General features: G+C 70.3%; 17 protein-coding genes and 1 tRNA gene. 13 read left to right on the top strand and 5 right to left on the bottom strand.

The features are described 5' to 3' along the window. Window positions 1-144 precede the first annotated feature (144 nt). The 11 genes from MKP15_RS02705 (at window position 145) to MKP15_RS02655 (ending at window position 9,952) form a co-directional block, all read left to right on the top strand. A complete protein-coding gene (locus MKP15_RS02705; protein WP_104938211.1) occupies window positions 145-1,110 on the top strand; it encodes a beta-ketoacyl-ACP synthase III in 966 nt (321 codons plus the stop codon). Between the two features lie 72 nt (window positions 1,111-1,182). After that, entirely contained in the window at window positions 1,183-1,965 is a 783-nt protein-coding gene (locus tag MKP15_RS02700; RefSeq protein ID WP_240211700.1) for a serine/threonine protein phosphatase, read from the top strand. A 95-nt stretch (window positions 1,966-2,060) separates the two neighbouring features. After that, window positions 2,061-3,005: an ACP S-malonyltransferase gene (gene fabD, locus MKP15_RS02695; protein WP_240211699.1), complete on the top strand. Its 945-nt coding sequence runs from the start codon at window positions 2,061-2,063 to the stop codon at window positions 3,003-3,005. A gap of 76 nt (window positions 3,006-3,081) precedes the next feature. Beyond that, window positions 3,082-3,825: a 3-oxoacyl-ACP reductase FabG gene (gene fabG / locus MKP15_RS02690; RefSeq protein ID WP_240211698.1), complete on the top strand. Its 744-nt coding sequence runs from the start codon at window positions 3,082-3,084 to the stop codon at window positions 3,823-3,825. Window positions 3,826-3,973: 148 nt separating this feature from the next. After that, window positions 3,974-4,213, top strand: coding sequence for an acyl carrier protein (gene acpP, locus MKP15_RS02685; RefSeq protein WP_005415509.1), 240 nt, complete (start codon window positions 3,974-3,976; stop codon window positions 4,211-4,213). 237 nt (window positions 4,214-4,450) lie between these two features. After that, window positions 4,451-5,713 (top strand): beta-ketoacyl-ACP synthase II, encoded by a 1,263-nt coding sequence (gene fabF / locus MKP15_RS02680; RefSeq protein ID WP_240211697.1) that lies wholly within the window; start codon window positions 4,451-4,453, stop codon window positions 5,711-5,713. A gap of 165 nt (window positions 5,714-5,878) precedes the next feature. Next, window positions 5,879-7,222, top strand: a complete 1,344-nt coding sequence (locus MKP15_RS02675; protein ID WP_240211696.1) for an aminodeoxychorismate synthase component I — start codon at window positions 5,879-5,881, stop codon at window positions 7,220-7,222. A 130-nt stretch (window positions 7,223-7,352) separates the two neighbouring features. Further along, entirely contained in the window at window positions 7,353-8,414 is a 1,062-nt protein-coding gene (mltG, locus tag MKP15_RS02670; protein WP_240211695.1) for an endolytic transglycosylase MltG, read from the top strand. After that, a complete protein-coding gene (locus tag MKP15_RS02665) occupies window positions 8,411-9,370 on the top strand; it encodes a DNA polymerase III subunit delta' (protein WP_104938218.1) in 960 nt (319 codons plus the stop codon). Before mltG ends, MKP15_RS02665 begins: the two co-directional genes overlap by 4 nt. Beyond that, window positions 9,367-9,720 (top strand): PilZ domain-containing protein, encoded by a 354-nt coding sequence (locus MKP15_RS02660; protein WP_104938219.1) that lies wholly within the window; start codon window positions 9,367-9,369, stop codon window positions 9,718-9,720. Before MKP15_RS02665 ends, MKP15_RS02660 begins: the two co-directional genes overlap by 4 nt. 157 nt (window positions 9,721-9,877) lie before the next feature. Further along, window positions 9,878-9,952 (top strand) — tRNA-Val (locus MKP15_RS02655). 120 nt (window positions 9,953-10,072) lie between these two features. Here MKP15_RS02655 and MKP15_RS02650 read toward each other — a convergent pair. The 5 genes from MKP15_RS02650 to MKP15_RS02630 all read right to left on the bottom strand — a co-directional run bounded on the left by MKP15_RS02650 (window position 10,073) and on the right by MKP15_RS02630 (window position 18,149). Continuing rightward, window positions 10,073-11,320 (bottom strand): hypothetical protein, encoded by a 1,248-nt coding sequence (locus MKP15_RS02650; RefSeq protein ID WP_240211694.1) that lies wholly within the window; start codon window positions 11,318-11,320, stop codon window positions 10,073-10,075. A gap of 82 nt (window positions 11,321-11,402) precedes the next feature. Then, window positions 11,403-13,013, bottom strand: coding sequence for an alkaline phosphatase D family protein (locus MKP15_RS02645; protein ID WP_240211693.1), 1,611 nt, complete (start codon window positions 13,011-13,013; stop codon window positions 11,403-11,405). Between the two features lie 69 nt (window positions 13,014-13,082). Beyond that, window positions 13,083-16,427, bottom strand: a complete 3,345-nt coding sequence (locus tag MKP15_RS02640) for a TonB-dependent receptor (RefSeq protein ID WP_240211692.1) — start codon at window positions 16,425-16,427, stop codon at window positions 13,083-13,085. A gap of 125 nt (window positions 16,428-16,552) precedes the next feature. Then, window positions 16,553-17,545, bottom strand: a complete 993-nt coding sequence (locus tag MKP15_RS02635; RefSeq protein ID WP_240211691.1) for a FecR domain-containing protein — start codon at window positions 17,543-17,545, stop codon at window positions 16,553-16,555. Then, window positions 17,520-18,149, bottom strand: coding sequence for an RNA polymerase sigma factor (locus MKP15_RS02630; protein ID WP_240211690.1), 630 nt, complete (start codon window positions 18,147-18,149; stop codon window positions 17,520-17,522). The genes MKP15_RS02635 and MKP15_RS02630 overlap by 26 nt, the downstream gene beginning before the upstream one ends. Window positions 18,150-18,517: 368 nt before the next feature. Between MKP15_RS02630 and MKP15_RS02625 the strand changes: the two genes are divergently transcribed. Both MKP15_RS02625 and MKP15_RS02620 read left to right on the top strand, forming a co-directional pair. Next, window positions 18,518-19,528, top strand: a complete 1,011-nt coding sequence (locus tag MKP15_RS02625) for a DUF4105 domain-containing protein (protein ID WP_237723586.1) — start codon at window positions 18,518-18,520, stop codon at window positions 19,526-19,528. Continuing rightward, a complete protein-coding gene (locus tag MKP15_RS02620) occupies window positions 19,525-21,480 on the top strand; it encodes an alpha/beta fold hydrolase (protein ID WP_240211689.1) in 1,956 nt (651 codons plus the stop codon). The genes MKP15_RS02625 and MKP15_RS02620 overlap by 4 nt, the downstream gene beginning before the upstream one ends. Window positions 21,481-21,513: the final 33 nt, after the last annotated feature.

Here is a 21,513-nt window from a genome sequence, read left to right as displayed (position 1 = left end):
TCGTTTTTTGTCTTTCGCACCCAGCGCGGGGGGGGGGTTTTTTTTTTGGTGGGGGGGGGGGGGGGGGGCGGGGGGGGGGCCCCCCCCCCCGCACCGATTTCTTCCGGGCCCGCCGCACGGCGGACCCGCGCAACAGGAACCAGCATGAGCAAGCGGATCTACTCGAGGATCGCGGGCACCGGTAGTTATTTGCCCGAGAAGGTGTTGACCAATGATGATCTGGCCAAGATCGTCGACACCAGTGACGAGTGGATCCAGTCGCGAACCGGTATCCGCGAGCGGCACGTCGCCGCCGACGGACAGACCACGGGCGACCTCGGCTACAACGCCGCGCTGCGCGCGCTGGAAGCGGCCGGCATCGAGCCGTCGCAGCTGGACATGATCGTCGTGGGCACCACCACGCCGGACCTGATCTTCCCGTCCACCGCCTGCCTGATCCAGGCGCGCCTCGGCGCGGCCGGCGCGGCGGCGTTCGACGTCAACGCGGCATGTTCGGGCTTCCTGTTCGCCCTGAGCGTGGCCGACAAATTCATCCGCAGTGGCGATGCCCGGCATGTGCTGGTGATCGGCGCGGAAACCCTGACCCGCATCGTCGACTGGAACGACCGCACCACCTGCGTGCTGTTCGGCGATGGCGCCGGTGCCGTCGTGCTCAAGGCCGACGAGGAAACCGGCATCCTCAGCACCCACCTGCATGCCGATGGCAGCAAGAAGGAACTGCTGTGGCATCCGGCCGGCGTGTCGACCGGCCTGGACAAGCCCGGCAAGCTGACGATGAAGGGCAACGACGTGTTCAAGTACGCCGTCAAGGCGCTGGACTCGGTGGTTGATGAAACCCTGCAGGCCAACGGCCTGGACAAGTCCGACCTGGACTGGCTGATCCCGCACCAGGCCAACCTGCGCATCATCGAAGCCACGGCCAAGCGCCTGGAGATGTCGATGGACCAGGTGGTGGTGACCGTGGACAAGCATGGCAATACCTCGGCCGGCTCGGTGCCGCTGGCGCTGGACCACGCGATCCGCTCCGGCAAGGTCGCGCGCGGCCAGCTGCTGCTGCTGGAAGCCTTCGGCGGTGGCTTCACCTGGGGTTCGGCGCTGCTGCGCTATTGATATGCCGGATTGGCCGGGAGCATGAGGCTCCCGGTGCGGCCCCGCGGGCCGCCGTTTCCGGGAGGTGTCGTCATGGCTGAACCCATTCTCATCGAGGGGCAGCGCGCATGGCTCAAGCATTATGGTGAAGGCAGCCGGGCAGTGGCCCTGGGGCTGCTGAATTTCGTTGCCCGTCGTTTCCAGCTCGATGCGCTGCGGCCGCCGCCGCACCGTGGCGGCGCGCAGGCGCGCGCCGTCGAGGCCCGGCGCCTGGTCGAGCTCAAGGCGCAGGGCGTCAATGTCCCCGAGGTCATCGGCCACGGTCGCGCCGCGCTGGTGCTGGAGCATACCGGGGCCTCGTTCAACGCCTGCCTGCGCGAAGCCGACGCCGCCGCGCGCGACCGCCTGGTGGCGGCCGCCGTCGCCGCCATCGCCGAGGCCCACCGCGGCGGCGCCTATTTCGGCCAGCCGCTGCCGCGCAACATGACCTGGGACGGCAACCGCGTGGGCTTCATCGATTTCGAGGAAGATCCGCTGGAGGTCATGGACCTGGAGCAGGCGCAGGCGCGCGACTGGCTGATGTTCGGCTACGGTGTGGCCCGGTACTACGAGGACCGCCCACAGGTGCTCAAGGCGCTGCTGGCCGGCGCCATGGAAACGGCGGAACGGCCGGTGGTCGCCCATGCCCACGACGTTACCGGCCGGCTGCGGCGGCTGGCCCGCGTGCTGCGGCGCGCGGGCAGGTCGGGGCGGGCGCTGGCGCACGCCATCCTGGTCGTGCATGCGGCCACCACCTTTGGCTGCGTGGCACTGGTGGCGCTGTCGCTGGACTGGCTTGCCGACGGCGAACTGGACCTGCTGGCGCTGCTGACCTGAGCCGGCCGCCAGCGGGCTGCATACGCGCCAGTACAGACGGGCGGGGGCATTCACGCTTATGATGCGCCGCTTCGATTCATGCAGCAGATGACCGCGTGACTGACTCCCGACTCGCTTTCGTATTCCCCGGCCAGGGGTCCCAGTCGCTGGGCATGCTGGCCGAACTGGCCGAGCTGCACCCGCAGGTCCGCGATACCTTCGCCGAAGCCTCCGAAGGCGCCGGCGTGGATCTGTGGGCGCTGTCGCAGGGCGGCCCGGAAGAGCAGCTCAACCGCACCGAGTACACCCAGCCGGCGCTGCTGGCCGCGGGCATCGCGGTGTGGCGGCTGTGGGGGGCGAACAACGGCGCCTCGCCGGCCGTGCTGGCCGGGCACAGCCTGGGCGAGTACACCGCGCTGGTCGCGGCCGGCGCGCTGTCGCTGCGCGATGGCGCGCACCTGGTGCGGCTGCGCGGCCAGCTGATGCAGGAGGCCGCGCCAACCGGCGTCGGCGCCATGGCCGCGGTGCTCGGCGCCGAGGACGCGCTGGTGCAGGAAATCTGCGAACAGGCCAGCGGCAGCCAGGTGGTGGTGCCGGCCAATTTCAATTCTCCGGGCCAGATCGTGATCGGCGGCGACGCCGCGGCGGTCGACCGCGCGCTGGCGCTGCTGGCGGAAAAGGGCGTGCGCAAGGCGGTCAAGCTGACCGTGAGCGTGCCCTCGCACACGCCGCTGATGCGCGAGGCCGCCAACCGCCTGGCCGTGGCCATGGCCGGGCTGGACTGGCGCACGCCGTCGCTGCCGGTGGTGCAGAACGTCGATGCCCAGGCCCATGCGGGCGTGGACGCCATCCGCGACGCGCTGGTGCGCCAGCTCTACCTGCCGGTGCAGTGGACCGGTTGCGTGCAGGCGCTTGCCGCGCGCGGCGTGACCCGCGTGGCCGAATGCGGCCCGGGCAAGGTGCTGACCGGCCTGGTCAAGCGCATCGACAAGAGCATCGATGGCCGTTCGCTCGCCACCCCGGCCGATTTCGCCGGCGCGCTGGAAGAGTGGGCCGCCTGACCCCTACGATACGGCCGGCGTCCGCGCCCGGCCCCGACCTGCAGCCGCAACCTGCGGCGCACCAAGAGGAAACCGCATGAGCAAGCCATTGCAGGGTGAAATCGCGCTCGTCACCGGCGCCAGCCGTGGCATCGGCGCGGCCATCGCCGACGAACTGGCCGCGCAGGGCGCCACCGTCATCGGCACCGCCACCACCGAATCCGGCGCCGCCGCGATCGGCGCGCGCCTGGCCGCGCAGGGCGGCCACGGCCGCGCGCTGAACGTCACCGAGCCCGGCGCGGTCGACGCGCTGATCGATGCGGTCGGCAAGGAATTCGGCGCCATCAGCATCCTGGTCAACAACGCCGGCATCACCCGCGACAACCTGCTGATGCGGATGAAGGACGAGGACTGGCAGGCGATCCTGGACACCAACCTGACCAGCGTGTACCGCACCTCCAAGGCGGTGATGCGCGGCATGATGAAGGCGCGCAAGGGCCGCATCGTCAACATCGCCTCGGTGATCGGCGTGACCGGCAACGCGGGCCAGGCCAACTACGCCGCGGCCAAGGCCGGCATCATCGCGTTCTCCAAGTCGCTGGCCAAGGAAATCGGCAGCCGCGGGGTGACCGTGAACGTGGTCGCGCCGGGCTTCATCGATACCGACATGACCAAGGACCTGCCCGAGGACGCCAAGACCGCGATGCTCGGCCAGATCGCGCTGGGCCGCCTCGGCGAGCCGGCGGACATCGCCCGTGCGGTGGCGTTCCTGGCCGGCCCGTCCGCCAGCTACATCACCGGCGAAACCCTCCACGTGAACGGCGGCATGTACATGCCGTAAGCGTGCGGCGCATGGAATGCGCCCAAGTGGTTGATCGCCGTGGCATTTTGCCAGAATGCAAGGCTCCGGCGCTTTCCACTACACTATCCCACGGCCATCGCTTCCGATGGCGCCTTTTGAACCACTACTCCATCTGGAGCGATATCCAATGAGCACCATCGAAGAACGCGTCAAGAAAATCGTCGTCGAACAGCTTGGCGTCAAGGAAGAGGAAGTCACCAACAGCGCATCGTTCGTCGATGACCTGGGCGCTGACTCGCTGGACACCGTCGAACTGGTGATGGCGCTGGAAGAAGAGTTCGAGTGCGAGATCCCGGACGAAGAAGCCGAGAAGATCAGCACCGTGCAGGCCGCCATCGATTACATCAAGGCCCACGTCAAGGCCTGATGACCGGCGGCTGATGCGCGGCGGCGGCACGTCCGCATGCCGCGCACGGCAAGCCCATGGGGCCGCGACAGCGGCCCCATCCCATTCGGGCGCCGGCCGCGCAGCGGCCCGTCCGATGGGCGTGGACGCCGCGCCAGCGGCGCGCCCACGCAATCTGGAATCCGGCCGTGAACGGCCATGTGCATCCGCGTCCCCCGCGTCATACCCGCATCGAGCACCGGGTCAGGAGAAACCGCAATGAAGCGTCGCGTCGTCGTTACCGGCCTGGGCATGGTCTCGCCCCTGGGCAATGATCTGGCCAGCAGCTGGCAGGGCATCATCGAAGGCCGTTCCGGCATCGGTCCGCTGACCCACATCGCCGACGCCTACCTGGAACGCTTCACCACCAAGATCGCAGGTGAGGTCAAGGATTTTGACATCACCGCCGACAACGAACAGTTCGGCAAGTACCGGGTCAGCGGCAAGGACGCCAAGAAGATGGACCCGTTCATCCATTACGGCCTCGGTGCCTCGTTCATGGCCCTGCACGATTCGGGCCTGGAGATCACCGAAGCCAACGCCGAGCGGGTCGGTGCCATCATCGGCGCCGGCATCGGCGGCCTGCTCGGCATCGAGGAACAGACCATCGAGTTCCACGAGGGCAAGAAGATCTCGCCCTTCTACGTGCCCAAGACCATCATCAACATGCTGCCGGGGCAGCTGAGCATCATCGCCGGCCTGAAGGGGCCGTCGTTCTCGGCGGTTTCGGCCTGCGCCACGTCCAATCACTCCATCGGCACCGCGATGCGCATGATCCAGTACGGCGACGCGGACGTGATGGTGGTCGGCGGCGCCGAGCGCGGCTCCTCGCCGACCGCCGTGGGCGGCTTCTGCGCGATGAAGGCCATGTCCACCCGCAACGACGACCCGGCCCGCGCCTCGCGGCCGTGGGACAAGGACCGCGACGGCTTCGTGCTGGGCGATGGCGCCGGCATCCTGATCCTCGAGGAATACGAGCACGCCAAGGCGCGCGGCGCGAAGATCTACTGCGAACTGGCCGGTTTCGGCGCCAGCTCCGACGCGTACCACATGACCGCACCGAGCGAGAACGGCGAAGGCGCCGCGCGCTGCATGGTCGCGGCGATGAAGGACGCCGGCGTCACCCCGGAGCAGGTCGGTTACCTCAACGCGCACGGCACCTCGACGCCGCTGGGCGACGTGGGCGAGACCATGGCGATGAAGACCGCCTTCGGCGACCACGCCTACCGGATGATGGTTAGCTCCACCAAGTCGATGACCGGCCACCTGCTCGGCGCCGCCGGCGGCGTGGAAGCGATCTTCTCGGTGCTGGCGCTGCGCGACAACGTGATCCCGCCGACCATCAACCTGGACGAGCCGGGCGAAGGCTGCGACCTGGACTACGTGCCCAATGTCGCGCGCCAGGCCAAGGTCGACGTGGTGATGTCCAACGGCTTCGGCTTCGGCGGCACCAACGGCACGCTGGTGTTCAAGCGCGTCTGAGCCGTCGTCTGCTGCGCCCTCTCCCTGCCGGGAGAGGGGGCGGCACGCGGGCGCACCGGGTCATGCCCGGGTACACCCGCACCGGCGGCGCGGTTCCCGCACCCGCGCCGCAGGGAATCTCCCCCGCCGGGCGCAGGCGCCGCCCTCCTGATCTCCGGGCCACCGATGCATCTTTTCCCCCTGCACGCCGACAACGACCTGCTGGCGCTGCATCGGCTGTCCCCGCAGCGCTACCCGCTGCTGCTCGAATCCACCGCCGCCGGCCGCCAGGGCCGCTGGGACCTGCTGCTGGTCGCCGATGGCGGCCAACTGCGGCTTGATGCCGATGGCACGGTGCGGCGCGAAGACGGTACCCCGGTCGAAGGCGGCTTCCTGGACGCGCTGGACCGCGACTGGCAGGCGCTGCGCATCGCGCGCGATCCGGACGCTGCGGCGGTTCCGTTCCGGGGTGGCTGGGCGCTGCTGCTCGACTACGAGCTGGCCGGGCAGATCGAACCGGTGCTGCGGCTGCCGGCGCGCGTCGACGGCCTGCCCGCCGCGCTGGCCCTGCGCTGCCCGGCGGCGGTGCTGCGCGACCGCGACAGCGGACGTTGCATCGCGCTGGCCGAGGACGGCCGCGACGCCGTGTTCGCGCAGCTGCGCCAGGACCTGCACGCGGCGCGGCAACTGCCGGAGCTGCCGGCCTGGCAGCCGCCGCTGGCACTGGACGAGGACGCCGACGCGCAGTTCATCGACGGTGTCCGCCGGGTGATCGATTACCTGCATGCCGGCGATGTGTTCCAGGTCAATCTCTCGCGCCGCTGGCAGGCGCGCTTCGCGCGGCCGCTGGCGCCGGCGGCGCTGTACGCGCGCCTGCGCCAGGCCAATCCGGCGCCGTTCGCCGGGCTGTTCGCTGCGGCCGGGCGCGCGGTGGTCAGTTCCTCGCCGGAGCGGCTGGTGTCGGTGCACGGCGATGTGGTGCAGACCCGGCCGATCGCCGGCACCCGCCCGCGCTTCGACGGCGACGACGATGCCGCGCGCATCCGCGAACTGGTCGGCCACCCCAAGGAGCGTGCCGAGCACGTGATGCTGATCGACCTGGAGCGCAACGACCTGGGCCGCATCGCGGCGCCGGGCAGCGTCGAAGTGGACGAGCTGATGACGGTCGAAAGCTACGCCCACGTGCACCACATCGTCAGCAACGTGCGCGCGCGGCTGCGCCCGGAGGTGAGCCCGGGGCAGGTGATCGCCGCGACCTTCCCGGGCGGCACCATCACCGGCTGCCCCAAGGTGCGCTGCATGGAGATCATCGCCGAGCTGGAACAGACCGCGCGGGGCGCCTACACCGGCGCGTTCGGCTGGCTCAACCGCGATGGCGACATGGACCTGAACATCCTGATCCGTACCGCCGAGGTGCAGGGCGACACCGTGCGCTTCCGCACCGGCGCCGGCATCGTGGTCGATTCCGACCCGTCGCGCGAACTGGACGAGACCCGCGCCAAGGCGCGCGGCCTGCTGCGCGCGCTGTAGCGCCGCGGCCACCGCCATGGCGGGAAGCCTGCCGGGCCGTCAACGCCGGCAGCCGCGCCGGGCGATTGCTTGGCGGCCGCGACGCGGCGCGCGGTATCCTGCGCGGCAGGATCGGACTTCGAGGTAATCCATGGGGCTTGGCAAACGCGGCTGTCTGCTGACGGTGCTGATGCTGCTGCTGACGCTGGCCGGCATCGTCGTCGGCATCGGCGGCTGGTTCTACTACCGGCAGGCGCAGTTCGCCGAGGTGCGGCTCACGCCGAGCCAGGACAGCGTGGTGGTCGCCCGCGGCGATGGCCTCAACGCCGTGCTCGACAAGCTGCGCCAGGCCGGCATCGGCGAAGGCCGCGATTACCAGTGGCAGTTGCTGGCACGTCAGCTCGACGCCGCCGGCAAGCTCAAGGTGGGCGAGTACGCGCTGGATGACGCGCTCACCCCGCGCGAACTGCTGCTGCGCATGCGCCAGGGCAGGGTGCTGCAGCACCGCGTGACCCTCGTCGAGGGCTGGAACATCCGCCAGCTGCGCGCCGCACTGCGGCGGGCCGAGCCGCTGCTGCACGAAACCGATGCGCTGGACGATGCCGAGCTGATGCGCCGCCTGGGCTTTCCCGACCAGCACCCGGAAGGGCGGTTCCTGCCGGAGACCTATGTCTACCAGCGCGGCGACAGCGACCTGGACGTGCTCAGGCGCGCCCATGCAGCGATGGAAAAGGAACTGGCCGCAGCCTGGGCCGCGCGCAGCGAGGACCTGCCGCTGGCCTCGCCCTATGAACTGCTGATCCTGGCCTCGATCGTCGAGAAGGAAACCGGCCTGGCCGCCGAGCGGCCGCAGATCGCCGGGGTGTTCGCGCGCCGCCTGAAAATGGGCATGCGCCTGCAGACCGACCCGACCGTGATCTACGGCATCGGCAGTGCCTATGACGGCAACATCCGCAAGGTCCACCTGACCACCGACACGCCGTACAACACCTACACCCGTGCCGGCCTGCCGCCCACGCCCATCGCCATGCCCGGCAAGGATGCGCTGGCCGCGGCCGCGCGCCCGGCGCCGGGCGACGCGCTGTATTTCGTGGCGGTCGGCGACGGCAGCGGCGCGCACGTGTTCTCGGCGACCTACGCCGAACACAACGCGGCCGTGGCGCGCTACCTGCGCCAACTGCGCGGCAACCGCGCGGCGGAGGCGCAGCAGTGAGCGACGTTTTCGCCCCCTGGCAGCAGCGCGCCCATGACCAGACCGTGGCGGCGCTGGACGCCGGCCGCCTCGGCCATGGCCTGCTGCTGTGCGGGCCGGCCGGCATGGGCAAGCGCGCGGTGGCGATGGCGCTGGCCCGCCACGTACTGGATACCGGCATGGACGCGGCCGGGCGCGCGCGCAACGCGCAGCTGATCGCCGCCGGTACCCACCCGGACCTGCAGGTGGTGTCCTTCATCCCCAACAAGACCGGCGACAAGCTGCGTACCGAGATCGTGATCGAGCAGGTGCGCGAGATCTCGCAGAAACTGGCGCTGACGCCGCAGTACGGCGCGGCCCAGGTGGTGATCGTCGACCCGGCCGATGCGATCAACCGTGCCGCCTGCAACGCGCTGCTCAAGACCCTGGAAGAGCCTGCGCCCGGCCGTTACCTGTGGCTGGTCAGCGCCGACCCCGCGCGCTTGCCGCAGACCATCCGCAGCCGTTGCCAGCGGCTGGAGTTCCGGCTGCCGCCGCGCGAGGAAGCGCTGGCCTGGCTGCAGCGCCAGGGGCATGCCGAAGGCGCCGCGCGCGAAGCGCTCGACGCCGCGCGCGGCCATCCCGGGCTGGCCGACCGCTGGCTGCAGGGCGAGGGCATGGCGCTGCGCCGGCAGGTGGCCGAGGAACTGGACAGGCTCGCCGGCGGGCGCGTCGGCGCGGTGGAGCTGGCCCAGCGCTGGAGCGGTGACGAACACGCCGACCTGCGCCTGCGGCATGCCGCCGACCTGGCCCTGCGCCGGGCCACGGACGGCTTGACCGATCCGGGCCGATTGCACAAGCTGGCCGCCTGGTTCGATGCCGCCAACCGCACCCGCGACCTGCTGCGCACCACGGTGCGCGCCGATCTGGCGATGGTGGAGCTGCTGCTGGGCTGGGCCGCGGCCAACCCGCCGCCATCCAAAGGAAACAACCGATGAGTGCGACGAACGCGCGCCAGGGCATTCTTTCCCTGGCGGTCAAGGACAAGGCCGCGCTGTACAGCGCCTACATGCCGTTCGTGAAGAACGGCGGCGTGTTCGTGCCCACGCCCAAGCGCTATTTCCTCGGCGACGAGGTGTTCGTGCTGCTGACCCTGCCCGACTCCAGCGAGCGCCTGCCGGTCGCCGGCAAGGTGGTGTGGGTCACGCCGCTGGGCGCGCAGGGCAACCGCCAGGCGGGTATCGGCGTGCAGCTGGCCGACGGTGCCGACGGCGAGGCCATCCGCGGCCGCATCGAGACCCTGCTGGCCGGCACCGCCGGTTCGGACAAGCCGACCCACACCATGTAGGTGGCGTGGGCGCCGCCGGCGCCCCGCAGGGGCAGGAGGCGCGCGCAGGCAGGCCGCCTTGGCGGGCCCGTCGCGGTGCCGGGCCGGGCCTGCAAAAAAGTTGCATCGATCCGTTGACGTCTTCGCGATTCCCCCTATAATGAGCGGCTCGCAACACGGGCGGTTAGCTCAGCGGTAGAGCATTGCCTTCACACGGCAAGGGTCGCAGGTTCGAACCCTGCACCGCCCACCAAGACACTGTTGCAACGCATGAAGACCGGCCCCAGGCCGGTCTTTTGCGTTTTGCCTTCCGTGGTCTGGATCGCCCGCCGTCCGGGCTGCACAGCGGGTTGCGCGATGCGCCCGGTTGCGCTCACTGCGCGGGGTAGGGGCCGAACACCGCCTTGACCCGCATCCGCTCGTCGCCGTCATCGAGCACGAACACGCGGTAGCTGTCGCCGCCGGGAGCGGTGCGGATCACCACGTGGCCCTGGGTGCTGCGCGCCTGCCGCTCGATGCCGTAGGTGGTGCGCGCGGTGGCCTCGGACACGTGGGTGACGAAGATGTCGCGCTCACCGGGCCACAGCGCCTTCGAGGTGAGCCGGTGCCAGGTGTTCACCGCCGGGTGGCCTTCGGCGCGTGCGGTCACCACGATCACCCGCGGGCGCAGCGCCGCCAGGAACGCGGCGCTGTTGGCATCCCAGCTGCCGTGGTGGTTGGCCTTCATCGCATCGACCGGGCCGGCGGCTTCGGCCACCGGCCGTTCCACCTGTTGCCACGCACCGTCGCCATCGGGCAGGGCGACGCGCTCGTCGCTGAGGTCGCCGCCGCTGAAGTAGTCGAACCTGCCATAGCGGATGACGAAGGCGTTGCTGAGGTTGTTCTCGATCGGCTGCTGGTCCTTGCCCAGGGTGTGCAGCGGTGGGAACAGGTCGCGGGTGGCGTTGCCCTGGCCGGTCCAGACCCGGCCGTTGCCGTACAGGTTGCGGATCTCGAAGCCCGGGTAGTTGCCGGCCGCATGCAGCAGGGCGATCTGGTCGTTGCGGCCGGGTGCGAAGCGTTCAACTTTCAGGCCACGGTGCCGGATCTGCCAGTCGAGGAACCGGCGGTAGTTGTCGAGCGTGGCGTTGCGGATCGGCGCCGGGAAGTCGTAGTGCGGCCAGCCGCGATCCAGGATCGTGGCGATCGGCACGGATTCGGCGACCTGGGTGATGCCGCTGAGCCGGTAGGCGCCGTTGGCGGCGAGCGGGGAGTCGGCGGTGATCGCGCCCATGTGGTCGCCATGGAAATGCGAGAGCAGCGCGTAGTCGATGCCGCCGTGGCCGGACGGCAGCATCCGCTGGACGTAGCGCGCGACCCATTCCCCCGGCGGGCGCGAGGCATCGGGCCGGCTCGGCAGCGAGAACGGCGGCGCTTCGACCGTCTTGCCGCTGGCGTCCTCCAGCAGGGTGGTGCCGTCGGGAAGGATGAAGAACAGGGCGTCGCCGCGCCCGGTGTTGATGTGGTGGATGTCCAGTTCGCCGTCGCGCCACGGCGGCAGCGGCTGGCCGATTTCCGGCGGCCGTGCGAAGGCGCTGGCGGCCAGCGCCGGCAAGGCAAGCAACAGAATGCGTGTGTTCATGGGCGTGTGTGCGGGAGCGCGGCCGACGGGCAGCCGCGGAAATGCCGATGCGGAAGTGGACGTGGAAGTGCCGGCGCGGGCGTCATGCGCGGTGCAGCCTGGGCACGTGCGGTTCGACGATGAAGCTGGCGCGGGTGGAGATCCGCCCGCCCTTGCGCTGCACCTGGTCCATCACCCTGATATCGGTGCGCCATTGCGTGGCGCTGATCTCGTGGACGTGGTAACCGCGCAGGTTGTCGATCAGCTTCAGGAACGGGTTGTCGGCCTGGCCGAAGCGGCGCACGCTCGGCGAATCGACGGCGCCGTCGCCATTGGACGAGATCGAAGTGGCGAGGAACTCGGTCGCCACCGCGGGGCCGTCGCGCTCGTCGTCGCGCAGCGGCACTTCGGCCACGGCATTCATGTGCGCATCGCCGGTGGCGATGACCACGTTGCCGAGCTTGCGGTCGTGGATGCCCTGGAGCAGGCGTCGCCGCGAATCCGGGAAGCCGTCCCATTTGTCCTCGTACGCGCCATGCAGGCGGCCGTCGGGGTCGCGTCCCTGCAGCGGCATCACCCATACCTGCTGGGCGATGAGGTTCCAGCGGCTGCCGCCGCCCAGGCCTGCATGCAGCCAGGCTTCCTGCTCCGCGCCGAGGATGTTCGAGTCCTGGCCCTGCTCGAAGCGGCATTTGGCCAGCGACCGGGGATTCGGGCAGATCTGGTTGCTGCGGTGGCTGCGCGTGTCCAGTACGTGCATGCGCAGCAGGTTGCCGTAGTCCAGCCGCCGGAAATACGCGGTGCCGCCATCGGCACGCGGCAGCTGCGCGCGGCGTACCGGCGAGTTCTCGTACCAGGCCTGCATCGCGTGCAGCCTGCGCAGCGCGAACAGTTCCGGCGGGGTGCGGTCCTGGTCCCAGGGGCCGTTCCAGTCGTTGTCCACTTCGTGGTCGTCGAACGAGCAGATGAAGGCGACGGCGGCATGCGCGGCCTGCAGGTCGGTATCGCTCTTGTACTGCGCGTAGCGGCGGCGGTAGTCGTCCAGGGTGTACAGCTCGTCGCCATGGTGCAGCCGCTCGACCGGGTTGCCGGCCGCGTCGCGGATCGCGTACCCGGCCTTGCGCGACGCCGCTTCGCTGCCTTCGTAGATGTAGTCGCCGTAGTGGAACAGGGCGTCGAGCTCGGGTTCCTCGCCGAGATGGCGGTAGGCATCGAACCAGCCATGGAAGTAGGCCTGGCAGCCGGCCACGGCGATGCGCAGGCGCTGCGGGATGGCGCCGGCGCGCGGGGCGGTGCGTGCGCTGCCGGTGGCGCTGGCGTCGCCGCCGTCGATCATGAAGCGGTACCAGTACGGACGCGCCGGCTGCAGCCCGGCCACTTCCACGTGCACGCTGTGGCCGAGTTCGGGCCGTGCCAGGTACTCGCCGCTCCGGACGACGCGCGCGAAGTGCGCGTCCTCGGCCACCTGCCACTTCACCGGCACCGCGACCATCGGCATGCCGCCGTGCTCATGCAACGGCCTGGGCGCGAGCCGGGTCCAGATCACGAAGCCGTCCGGCCAGGGATCGCCGGCGGCGACGCCAAGGGTGAAGGGGTAGCCGTCGAGCGGCGGTGCGGCGCGTACGCCGCGTGCCGGCGCCAGGCCGGCGAACAGGGCCAGCGAGCTGGCGCCGAGCAGGAACCTGCGGCGGCTGAGTTCGGGAAACGTGCGCATGGTCATCCTCGATGTGCAGGAGGCGGCGCACCGCGCGGTGCGCGCGCCGGAGGGATGTGGACGGCCCGCTCAGAAGCGGGCGCGGATGCCGATCGAGGCCTTCTGCCCGCTGTAGATGTCGATCTGGCTGTGGTGGCCGCTGCTGCCGGGCCAGATCTCGTCGTTGGCGTACCAGGTGCCGCGGTGGCGCCTGAGCAGGTTGTTCACCGAGAAGAACGCCTCCAGCCCCAGGACGTTGTCGCGGGTCTTGCGGATGAAGGTGTAGCTGCCCGACAGGTTGACCTCGGCGTAGGGAATGAACGGCTGCGACTGGGTGATGGTCCCGCCCGGGGTGGCGATGTTGCCGGTCTGGCCGCGGTCCTTCTCGTTGGAATAGACGCTGTTGAGGCTCAGCCGCACGCGCCCGTACTTCCAGCCGACGCCGAACTGCGCCACCTGCGAGGCCACCCGCGGCAGCGGCTCGGACGGATTGGCGTACATGTACGCGCCGCGCACGGTCAGGCCACGCAGCACGCCGGGCAGGTAGTCCATGGCATGGTTGAACTCCAGCTGCCAGGCATCGACGCTGATGGCGCGGTCGGACTGGTTGGCCGACGTGCTGAAGGTGGCGTCGGCATACTGGTCGCCGCTGTAGCCGAACTCCTGCGCGGACAGGTTGCGGGCGACGATGCCGTTGCGGATGCGGTTGTGGTAGTAGTTCAGCGCGACCAGGCCCACCGGTTCCCAGTACTTCACCGCGCGCAGCGCGAAGTTGTCCGAGTACTCCGGCTTGAGGTTGGCGTTGGGCGCGGTCACCACGGTGCCGTCCTCGGTCTCGGCCACCGACCACACCCCGGCGATCACGCCCACGTCCGGGCGCTGGATGGCGCGGTTGTAGCCGGCGATCAGGTCCAGGCCGTTGTCGAAGGAGTATTTCAGCGAGGCGCTGGGGAAGAAGTCGTCGTAGCGGCTGCGGCGCTCGATCCGGTCGCGGGTCAGGTACTGGTACTTCAGTCCCTCGATGGTGGTGGCGCGGCCGCTGCCGGCGTCCACGGCATGGCCGGCGGCCGCCACTTCCTGCGCGCTGAGCGGGTCGAACTCATGGCCGGTGTTGCGGGTCTGCTCCCAGCGCACGCCGAACTGGCCCTTGAGGCGCGCGCTGAAATCGGCCGTTGCCATGACGTAGGCCGAACCGATCTGCTCGTCCAGCCGGCGCGAGTTGGCGATATGGGCGTCGTACCAGTTCGCCGCGGTCAGCGTGTTGCTCCATTGTTCCGGGTTGGCCTGCATCATCTGGTACAGCCTGGTCAGGCTGGGCATGTACAGGCTGCCGCCGTTCAACGTGGTCACGGTCATGCCGCCACGGCCGAAGGTGAACACGTTGTCGCTGCGGATGTGTTCGAGCAGTTCGGCCTTGCCCATCGGCCCGGTGTAGGTCCACTTGTGCGCGGCGGAGGTGTTCTCGTAGGCGTAGCGGGTGGTGGACAGCTTCAGCCCGGTCTTCCAGGTCACCGGCACGCTGCCGATGTCCTGGAAGATGCTCAGGTCCAGGCTGCCGCCGGTGTTGCGCGCCTCGGCGGTCTTGCCGCTGCGGGTGGTGACCGTCGCCGGGCCGCTGAAGGTGTAGCTCGAGGGCAGGCTCCAGTCCGGTCCGCTGGTCTGGACGATGTTCCAGTCCTGCGCGTACTGGCTGCTGCGCGAGGCGCTGAAGTTGCCGGTCGAGGTGACCGGGTTGAAGGTCTGCACCTGGCCCTTGCGGGTGGAGTCGTACTGGCTGTCGGAGGTGGAGTAGAACAGGTTGCCGGCCAGGCGGAACTTCTCGGTGCTCCACTCGAAGCTCGGGATCAGGTTGCGGCTGTGGCCGAACTTGTAGTTGTAGGTGCTGGCCGTGCTCAGGGTGGTGGCGGTGGCGGTGGAGCGGGTGGTGAAATCCAGCGCGGGGTCGCCCTGGACGCCGCGCGAGCGCGCATTGGTGGTGAACGTGGGCGCGGGCTGCGCCGCTTCGATGTCGCCGCGGCTGGCCGAGGCCATCAGCGACAGGATCAGCTGGTCGGTGGCCTTGAAATCCACGCCGAGCGAGGCGGCCCGGCGGTTGTACTCGCGTTCGTAGTTGGTGCCGACGATCGAGGTGACCGCATACGGCTCCGGACTCGCCGCGGTGGGAATGTAGTTGCGGTTGGCGGTGGTCTGCACATGCTCGACCAGGCTGGTGCTGTTGCTGATGCCGGCGGCGACGCCCAGGCGCCCGTCGAGGAACACGTCGGCGTAGCTGGCCTTGAAGCCGGGCAGGAACCTGCGGTCGTAGCCGCCCTCGCGCGGGCCGCTGCGGTACTTGTCCCACAGCGCGGCGTGGGTGGCGCCGCTGACATCGACGGTGATGCGCCGGCCCTTGCCGTCGAACGCCTTGCGGGTGCGGATGTCGATGGTGCCGGCCGGGGCGTTGGCGTCCATGTCGGCGCCGCTGGTGGTGTAGACGGTGATCGAATCGACGCCGGTCAGGGCCGATTGCTCGAAGCTGAAGGTGCGCGAGGCGGCGGCGCCGTCGTTGGCATCCACGCCGGCCAGCTTGACGCCGTTGATGGTCACCCCGGTGTACTGCTGCGGCAGGCCGTGCAGCGAGATGTTGCGCGGCACGTCGTCGGCGGTGACGTCGAAGTCCACGCCCGGCATGTTCTTCAGGAACTCGCCCGGGTTGCCGTCGATGATCTCGCCGTAGCTGTCGGCCGAGAGCGTGTTGGTGATGTTCATCGACGCGCGCTGTTCCATGATCGCGCGGGCGTCGCCTTCGCGCGCGCCGACCACCTGCAGCGTGTCCAGGGTGGTGTCGGCGCCGTCGCCGCGCCCGGCGAGCGTGCTGTAGAGCTCGATGTCCACCCGTTCGCGGCCGTCGTCGTCCAGTCGCACGGTCTTCTCGACCTCGCCGAAGCCGGCGTAGCTGACGCTGATGGTGACTTCGCCGGCCGGCACATCGGCCAGCGCGAACTCGCCACGCTCGCCCGAGTACACCGTGCGGGTGCCGGCGGCGCTGGTGATGCGCACCGCGGCATTGCGCAGGAAGCCACCGGTGGCCGGGTCGAACACACTGCCGGTGATGTAGCCGGTGCCCTGTGCGGGCGTGCCGCCGGCGGCCTGCTTTCTGCGCAGGGTGATGATGCCGCCGTCGTCCGAACGGATCTCCAGTCCGGTGCCCTGCAGCAGTCTGCGCAGCGCATCGCGGGCGTCCATTTCGCCGCGGATGGCCGGCGTGTGGATGTCCTGCAGTGAGCCGGCGGGCGCCACGATCTGCACGCCGGCCTGGCTGGCGAACTCGGGGATCGCATGCGCCGCCGGCTGCGCCGGTACGTTGAAGTGGCGCTGCTGCGCCATCGCCTGGGGCGTGGACGCCAGTGCCAGTACCACGGCGCTGGCCAGTAGGAGCTTCTTCGGTTGGATCATTTCGCTGCTCTTGGTGTGGGGGTGCCCGACGGGGTCCCTCCATAGAGCTGCGACACCGGGTGCTTCCTCCATCTGTCACGAAAAATTCATCGGCGTGCCGGCGCGGCGGCAGGCGCCGGCATCGGTCACGGCCGCCGGCTGAGCACGACCACGCCGTCGCGTTGATGGGCCTGCGCCCCGAACACCGCGGCCGCGGCACGCGCGAAGCCGACCGGGTTGCTGGCGGCGAACAGGCCGGTAATGGGTTCACCCGCAAGGTCCGGGTCGGCGATGACGATGCGCACGTCGCTGTAGCGCGAGAAGCTGTGCGCCGCGTCCGCCAGCGATTCGCCGCGGAAGGCGATCTTGCCGTCGCGCCATGCCAGCTCCTGCTGCAGGTCGGTGGCCGACAGCGGCGTGGGCGCGGCCGCCGCGTGCCCGGCCGGGAGCGACAGCCGCATGTTGGCGCCGATGCCGGCGCTCGCCGTGCCGTTGTCCACCGCATCGAGCCAGCCGGTCTGCACCACGATCTGTGCCGGCTGGCCGGCCAGCCGGCGCACGGCGAACGCCGCCGTGCCCGCGTCGAAGCGGCGGCCATCGACCTCCACCCGCAATGGCGTGGCATTGGCCGCGGCCTCGAAGAACACTTCGCCGCGCTCCACCTCCACCCGCAGGCGGCCGTCGTCGTCGTGGATGCTGACCCGGCTCTGGGTGTTGAGGGTGAGCGTGGAGCCGTCGGCCAGCGGTACCCGGCGCATCTCGCCCTTGGCGGTGGCATAGGCGGTGGGTACCGGGACGCTGACGAACAACAGCGCGGCCAGCACCAGCGAGGCGGCCACCGCGCCGGACCAGCGCAGCAGCGCACGGTAGCGGCCATCGCCGCGGCGGTGGCGGGCGGGCGCCGTGGCGGTGGCGCTGGTGGCGGCCTGCAGGTGCGCGCGGTGCAGCGTGTTGCCGGCAGCGTGGGCCTGCTGCCACAGCGCCTGCGCGCGTACCAGCGCGCCGCGGCGGCGGATGTCGCCCGCCAGCCAAAGCCGCAGCCGCTGCTGGTCGGCCGCGTCCAGCGGCGCCCGGTCCATGCGTGCCACCCAGGCCGCGGCGGCCCGTGCGATCTCAGCGCTGCTTTCGGGTCCGTCCATGGGTCGATCTCGTGTCCGCATGTTGCGTGGAAGGGGAAGGGGCGTTGGCCAGGCCGGCGCTGATCCAGTCGCCGAGCCAGCGGATGCCCCGGGAGATGTGCTTTTCCACCGTGCTTTCGGACAGCCGCATGCGCCGGGCGATTTCCCGCTGCGGCAGGTCGTGCACGCGACGCAGCACGAACGCTTCGCGGGTCTGGCCGGGCATCGCGGCGATGGCCTGCGCCAGCTGCCGCAGTTCGTCGCGGTCGATGGCGCGCTCTTCCGGGGTGGCGGCGGCGTCGGCGAATTCGACGTGGCCGAAGTCCTCCATCGCCTGGATCGACACGATCCGCGCGCGGCGCAGGTTGCGTATCACCAGCGACTGCGCGACCTGGAACAGATAGGCGCGTGGATTGAGGATGTCGTCCAGCCGGGTGCGCTCGGCCAGCAGCGCGTAGCTTTCCTGCACGATGTCGTCGACATCGAAGCCGGCGCCGTGGCGGCGCCCGAGCCAGGCCCGCAGCGCCGGCTCGTGCGGCAGGATGTGGCGCACGAACCAGCGTGTCCTTGCGCCGTCGTCGAGCAGGGCATCGACGGCCCCGGTCTCTTCAATTGAAAGCGACAAGCGTTCTTCCCCGGCCCCGGCACCGCGCATGCAAGGGCGGGATCATGCCGTCGCCGCGGTTGCAGTCTGGTTACAGCCACCGCGCCCGCAGCTGCCGCGACGGACCACGCGGCGCACCCGGGCCGCCGGCACCGGGCGTCGATTGCCGCCGGTGCCACGCGTGCGCCGCGATGCCAGTCGCGTTGCCGTTGCGGGCACATGTTTCACTCGGCTTTGCGCGGCCCGCACGCTATCGTTGCGCCGCCGGAGGACGGAACAGGATGGAGCGATCGTGGCGGCGGACGAAGGGACGGCCCGGCGGTGCGCAAGGCGTTGCGGGCATGGGGGCGTGGGTGGCCACAGGTAGGGCGACGGCCGCGGGCCGGGCATTGCACGCGCTGGGTGCGGCCGGGCTGGCGCTCGCCTGCCTGGTGGCAGGCGCATGGGGCGCGCTGGCGCTGTGGTTCCAGTTCCCCGGCGGTGCGCTGGCACGGGGCGTGGCCGTCGCGGCCTGGTGCGTTCCCTGGGCCTGGGCGCTGCGTGCCAGCCTCACCCCCGGGCGGCGCTGGCGGTCGCTGGCGGTGTTCGCCGCGGGGCTGGTGCTGCTGCTCGGCTGGTGGACGACGATCCAGCCGCGGCAGGACCGGGCGTGGGCCGACGACGTCGCGCAGCCGCTGCGTGCGCGGATCGAGGGTGGGCGCCTGCTGCTGGACAACGTGCGTGATTTCCACTGGCGCACAGAGGACGATTACGACATCCGTTGGGAGCGGCGCGAGTACGACCTGGCGCAGGTGCGTTCGGTCGACCTGATCCTGTCCTACTGGATGGGGCCGGCGATCGCGCACACGCTGGTCTCGTTCGGTTTCGCCGATGGCCGGCAACTGGTGTTTTCGCTGGAGATCCGCAAGGAGCGCGGCGAGTCGTTCTCGGCACTGGGCGGCTTCTTCCGCCGCTTCGAGGCGGTGCTGGTGGCCGCCGACGAGCGCGATATCGTGCAGGTGCGTACCAGCGTGCGCGGGGAGGACGTCTATCTCTACCGCCTGCACGGCCTGGACCCGGACGCGATGCGCGCGCTGCTGCGCGACTACGTGGCGCTGGCGCAGGCGCTGCAGCGGACCCCGGTGTTCTACAACTCGCTGACCAGCAACTGCACCACCATCGTGTACGAACTGATGCGGCGGGTGGTGCCGACGCTGCCGCTGGACTACCGGCTGCTGCTCTCAGGTTACCTGGCCGAATATGCCGCCGACGTGGGCGGGCTGACCCCGGGCGTGCCCTACGCGACGCTGCGCGCGCGCGGCCGCATCACCCTGCGCGCCCGCGAGGCGGGCGACGCGGCCGATTTTTCCCGCCGGATCCGCCAAGGCGTCCCCGGCATTGCCGAGGAACATGTTCCATGACGCACGGGCTGCAGGCGCGCATGCGCCGCTGGCTGTTCCCGCTGTTCGCCGCGGCGATGCTGCTGTGCAGTGGCTGCGCGATGGTGAAGGTCAAGCCGGTCACGCCGGCCGACTACACGATGCTCAAGCGCGACGACATCCTCAACAGCGGCCGGTTGAGCGCGCTGTCACAGGAAGCGCTGAGCGTGATCGGCCTGACCGCCGCGCAATGCGCGCGGGATCTGCCCGCCTGCCGGCAGACGGTGGCCACCACCGATGGGCTGCAGACCGAGCAGCGCCTGTCCACGCTGGCCGAGCTGTGGATGCAGCAGGCGCTGGCGCTGACGCCCAAGGCCAGGGCGGGCGAAGCGGCCACGCTGTCCGACGCCGCGCTCGACGCCTGGCTGGAAACCGCGCGCTATGCCTATGCGTACCTGTTCTTCAGCGGGCGGACGCCGGCCGAGCGCGCGCTGGAGGACCGGCTCACCCAGGTGCGCGACTACTACAACTACGCCGCCGAACAGACCGCCGCGGTGGTGTTCCAGCAGACCCGCGCCCGGGCGCTGGAGGGCGCCGATTACCGCAGCCCGGTGCAGGTGGACCGCTGGACGATCCGCGCCGATTTCGACCGGCTGCGGCTCAATGGCGTCCCCCGGCAGCTGGTGCCGGCCGCGTCGCTGAGCTTCGCCGGCCTGCGCAGCACCTACCGCCGCGATGGCTTCGGCGCCGAGCTGGTGGTGGTGATGGAGGCGCCGCCACTGGCGGTTCCGGTGGACGGCGCCGGCCCGGTCGCGGCACCGGTGTTCAGCGAGATGCCGGCGATCAACGCCACCGCGCTGCTGCGGTTCGGCGGCGGCACCCTGGACGAGGTGCTGGCCACGCGCGAGATCCGCCTGGAGGCGTGGTCGCCGGACACCACCAGCAGCTTCCGCCTGGAGGGCCAGGAGGTTCCGCTGGCGGCCAATTTCACTGCTGCCTACGGGCTGTGGATGGCGCAGTCCGGGTTCGCCACCGAGTCGCTGCGCACCCTGTTCGGCCGGGGCGAAGGTATCCGCGAACCGCATATCTACCTGATGCAGCCGTACGATCCGGACCGCCGCATCATCTTCATGCTGCATGGCCTGGCCAGCAGCCCGGAGGCATGGGTGAACCTGGCCAACGAGATCATGGGCGATCCGGAAATGCGCCGGCACTACCAGATCTGGTCGGTCTACTACCCGACCAATGCGCCGATCGCGTTGAACCGCTACACCATCAGCAACGCGTTCAACCGCACGCTTGACCACTTCGACCCGGGGCGCACCGCCGCGGCCAGCCACGACATGGTGTTCATCGGCCACAGCATGGGGGGGGTGATCGCGCGGCTGATGCTCAGCGAATCGGGCGACACGCTGTGGAACGGTGCGGTGGAGCGCTTCAACCTGCGCGGCGAGCGCCTGCGCCGGGTGGAGGCCCGGCTGCGGCCGCTGGCGCGCTTTTCACCCCAGCCCGATGTCGGGCGCGCGATCTTCATCGCCTCGCCGCACCGTGGCACCGATATCGCCGGCAACCGGCTGGGGCGGCTGATCGGCAAGCTGGTGCGGCTGCCACTGACCATCCTGGGCAAGTTCGAGGACGTATTCCTGGCCATGCAGGATGGCGGGCCATCCGCGGACACGTCCAAGCCGCCGCGCGTCGGCAACAGCATCGACAACCTCAAGGCGAGCGACCCGTTCATCAGCGCTTCGTCCGCGCTGCCGATGGCGCCGGGGCTGAAGTACCACTCGCTCATCGCCCGGCGCAAGGCGGACGTGCCGCTGGAGGCGTCCGACGACGGACTGGTGCCGTACTGGAGCGCGCACCTGGACGGGGCGTTGTCGGAAAAGGTGATCCTGTCCGGGCACAGCGTGCAGGAAACCCCGGAAGCGGTGCTCGAGGTGCGCCGCATCCTGCGCCAGGACCTGCGCCTGCACGACGGCGGCGCCGGCCGCTGAGCGGTCCGCGGTGATGCGCCGCGGCCGTGCCGC

The sequence above is a fragment of the Stenotrophomonas sp. Y6 genome, assembly GCF_022436665.1.
GTDB classification, from domain to species: Bacteria; Pseudomonadota; Gammaproteobacteria; order Xanthomonadales; family Xanthomonadaceae; genus Stenotrophomonas; species Stenotrophomonas acidaminiphila_A.
This window is presented reverse-complemented; position numbering and strand designations above follow the sequence as displayed.

What these genes read in the sequence shown, in the direction of transcription:
- MKP15_RS02675 (WP_240211696.1), top strand. Translation starts at nt 5,879, where the DNA reads ATGCATCTTTTCCCCCTGCACGCCGACAACGACCTGCTGGCGCTGCAT.
- mltG (WP_240211695.1), top strand. Translation starts at nt 7,353, where the DNA reads ATGGGGCTTGGCAAACGCGGCTGTCTGCTGACGGTGCTGATGCTGCTG.
- MKP15_RS02620 (WP_240211689.1), top strand. Translation starts at nt 19,525, where the DNA reads ATGACGCACGGGCTGCAGGCGCGCATGCGCCGCTGGCTGTTCCCGCTG.
- MKP15_RS02650 (WP_240211694.1), bottom strand. Translation starts at nt 11,320, where the DNA reads ATGAACACACGCATTCTGTTGCTTGCCTTGCCGGCGCTGGCCGCCAGC.
- fabF (WP_240211697.1), top strand. Translation starts at nt 4,451, where the DNA reads ATGAAGCGTCGCGTCGTCGTTACCGGCCTGGGCATGGTCTCGCCCCTG.
- fabG (WP_240211698.1), top strand. Translation starts at nt 3,082, where the DNA reads ATGAGCAAGCCATTGCAGGGTGAAATCGCGCTCGTCACCGGCGCCAGC.
- MKP15_RS02705 (WP_104938211.1), top strand. Translation starts at nt 145, where the DNA reads ATGAGCAAGCGGATCTACTCGAGGATCGCGGGCACCGGTAGTTATTTG.
- MKP15_RS02635 (WP_240211691.1), bottom strand. Translation starts at nt 17,545, where the DNA reads ATGGACGGACCCGAAAGCAGCGCTGAGATCGCACGGGCCGCCGCGGCC.
- MKP15_RS02640 (WP_240211692.1), bottom strand. Translation starts at nt 16,427, where the DNA reads ATGATCCAACCGAAGAAGCTCCTACTGGCCAGCGCCGTGGTACTGGCA.
- MKP15_RS02645 (WP_240211693.1), bottom strand. Translation starts at nt 13,013, where the DNA reads ATGCGCACGTTTCCCGAACTCAGCCGCCGCAGGTTCCTGCTCGGCGCC.
- acpP (WP_005415509.1), top strand. Translation starts at nt 3,974, where the DNA reads ATGAGCACCATCGAAGAACGCGTCAAGAAAATCGTCGTCGAACAGCTT.
- MKP15_RS02700 (WP_240211700.1), top strand. Translation starts at nt 1,183, where the DNA reads ATGGCTGAACCCATTCTCATCGAGGGGCAGCGCGCATGGCTCAAGCAT.
- MKP15_RS02660 (WP_104938219.1), top strand. Translation starts at nt 9,367, where the DNA reads ATGAGTGCGACGAACGCGCGCCAGGGCATTCTTTCCCTGGCGGTCAAG.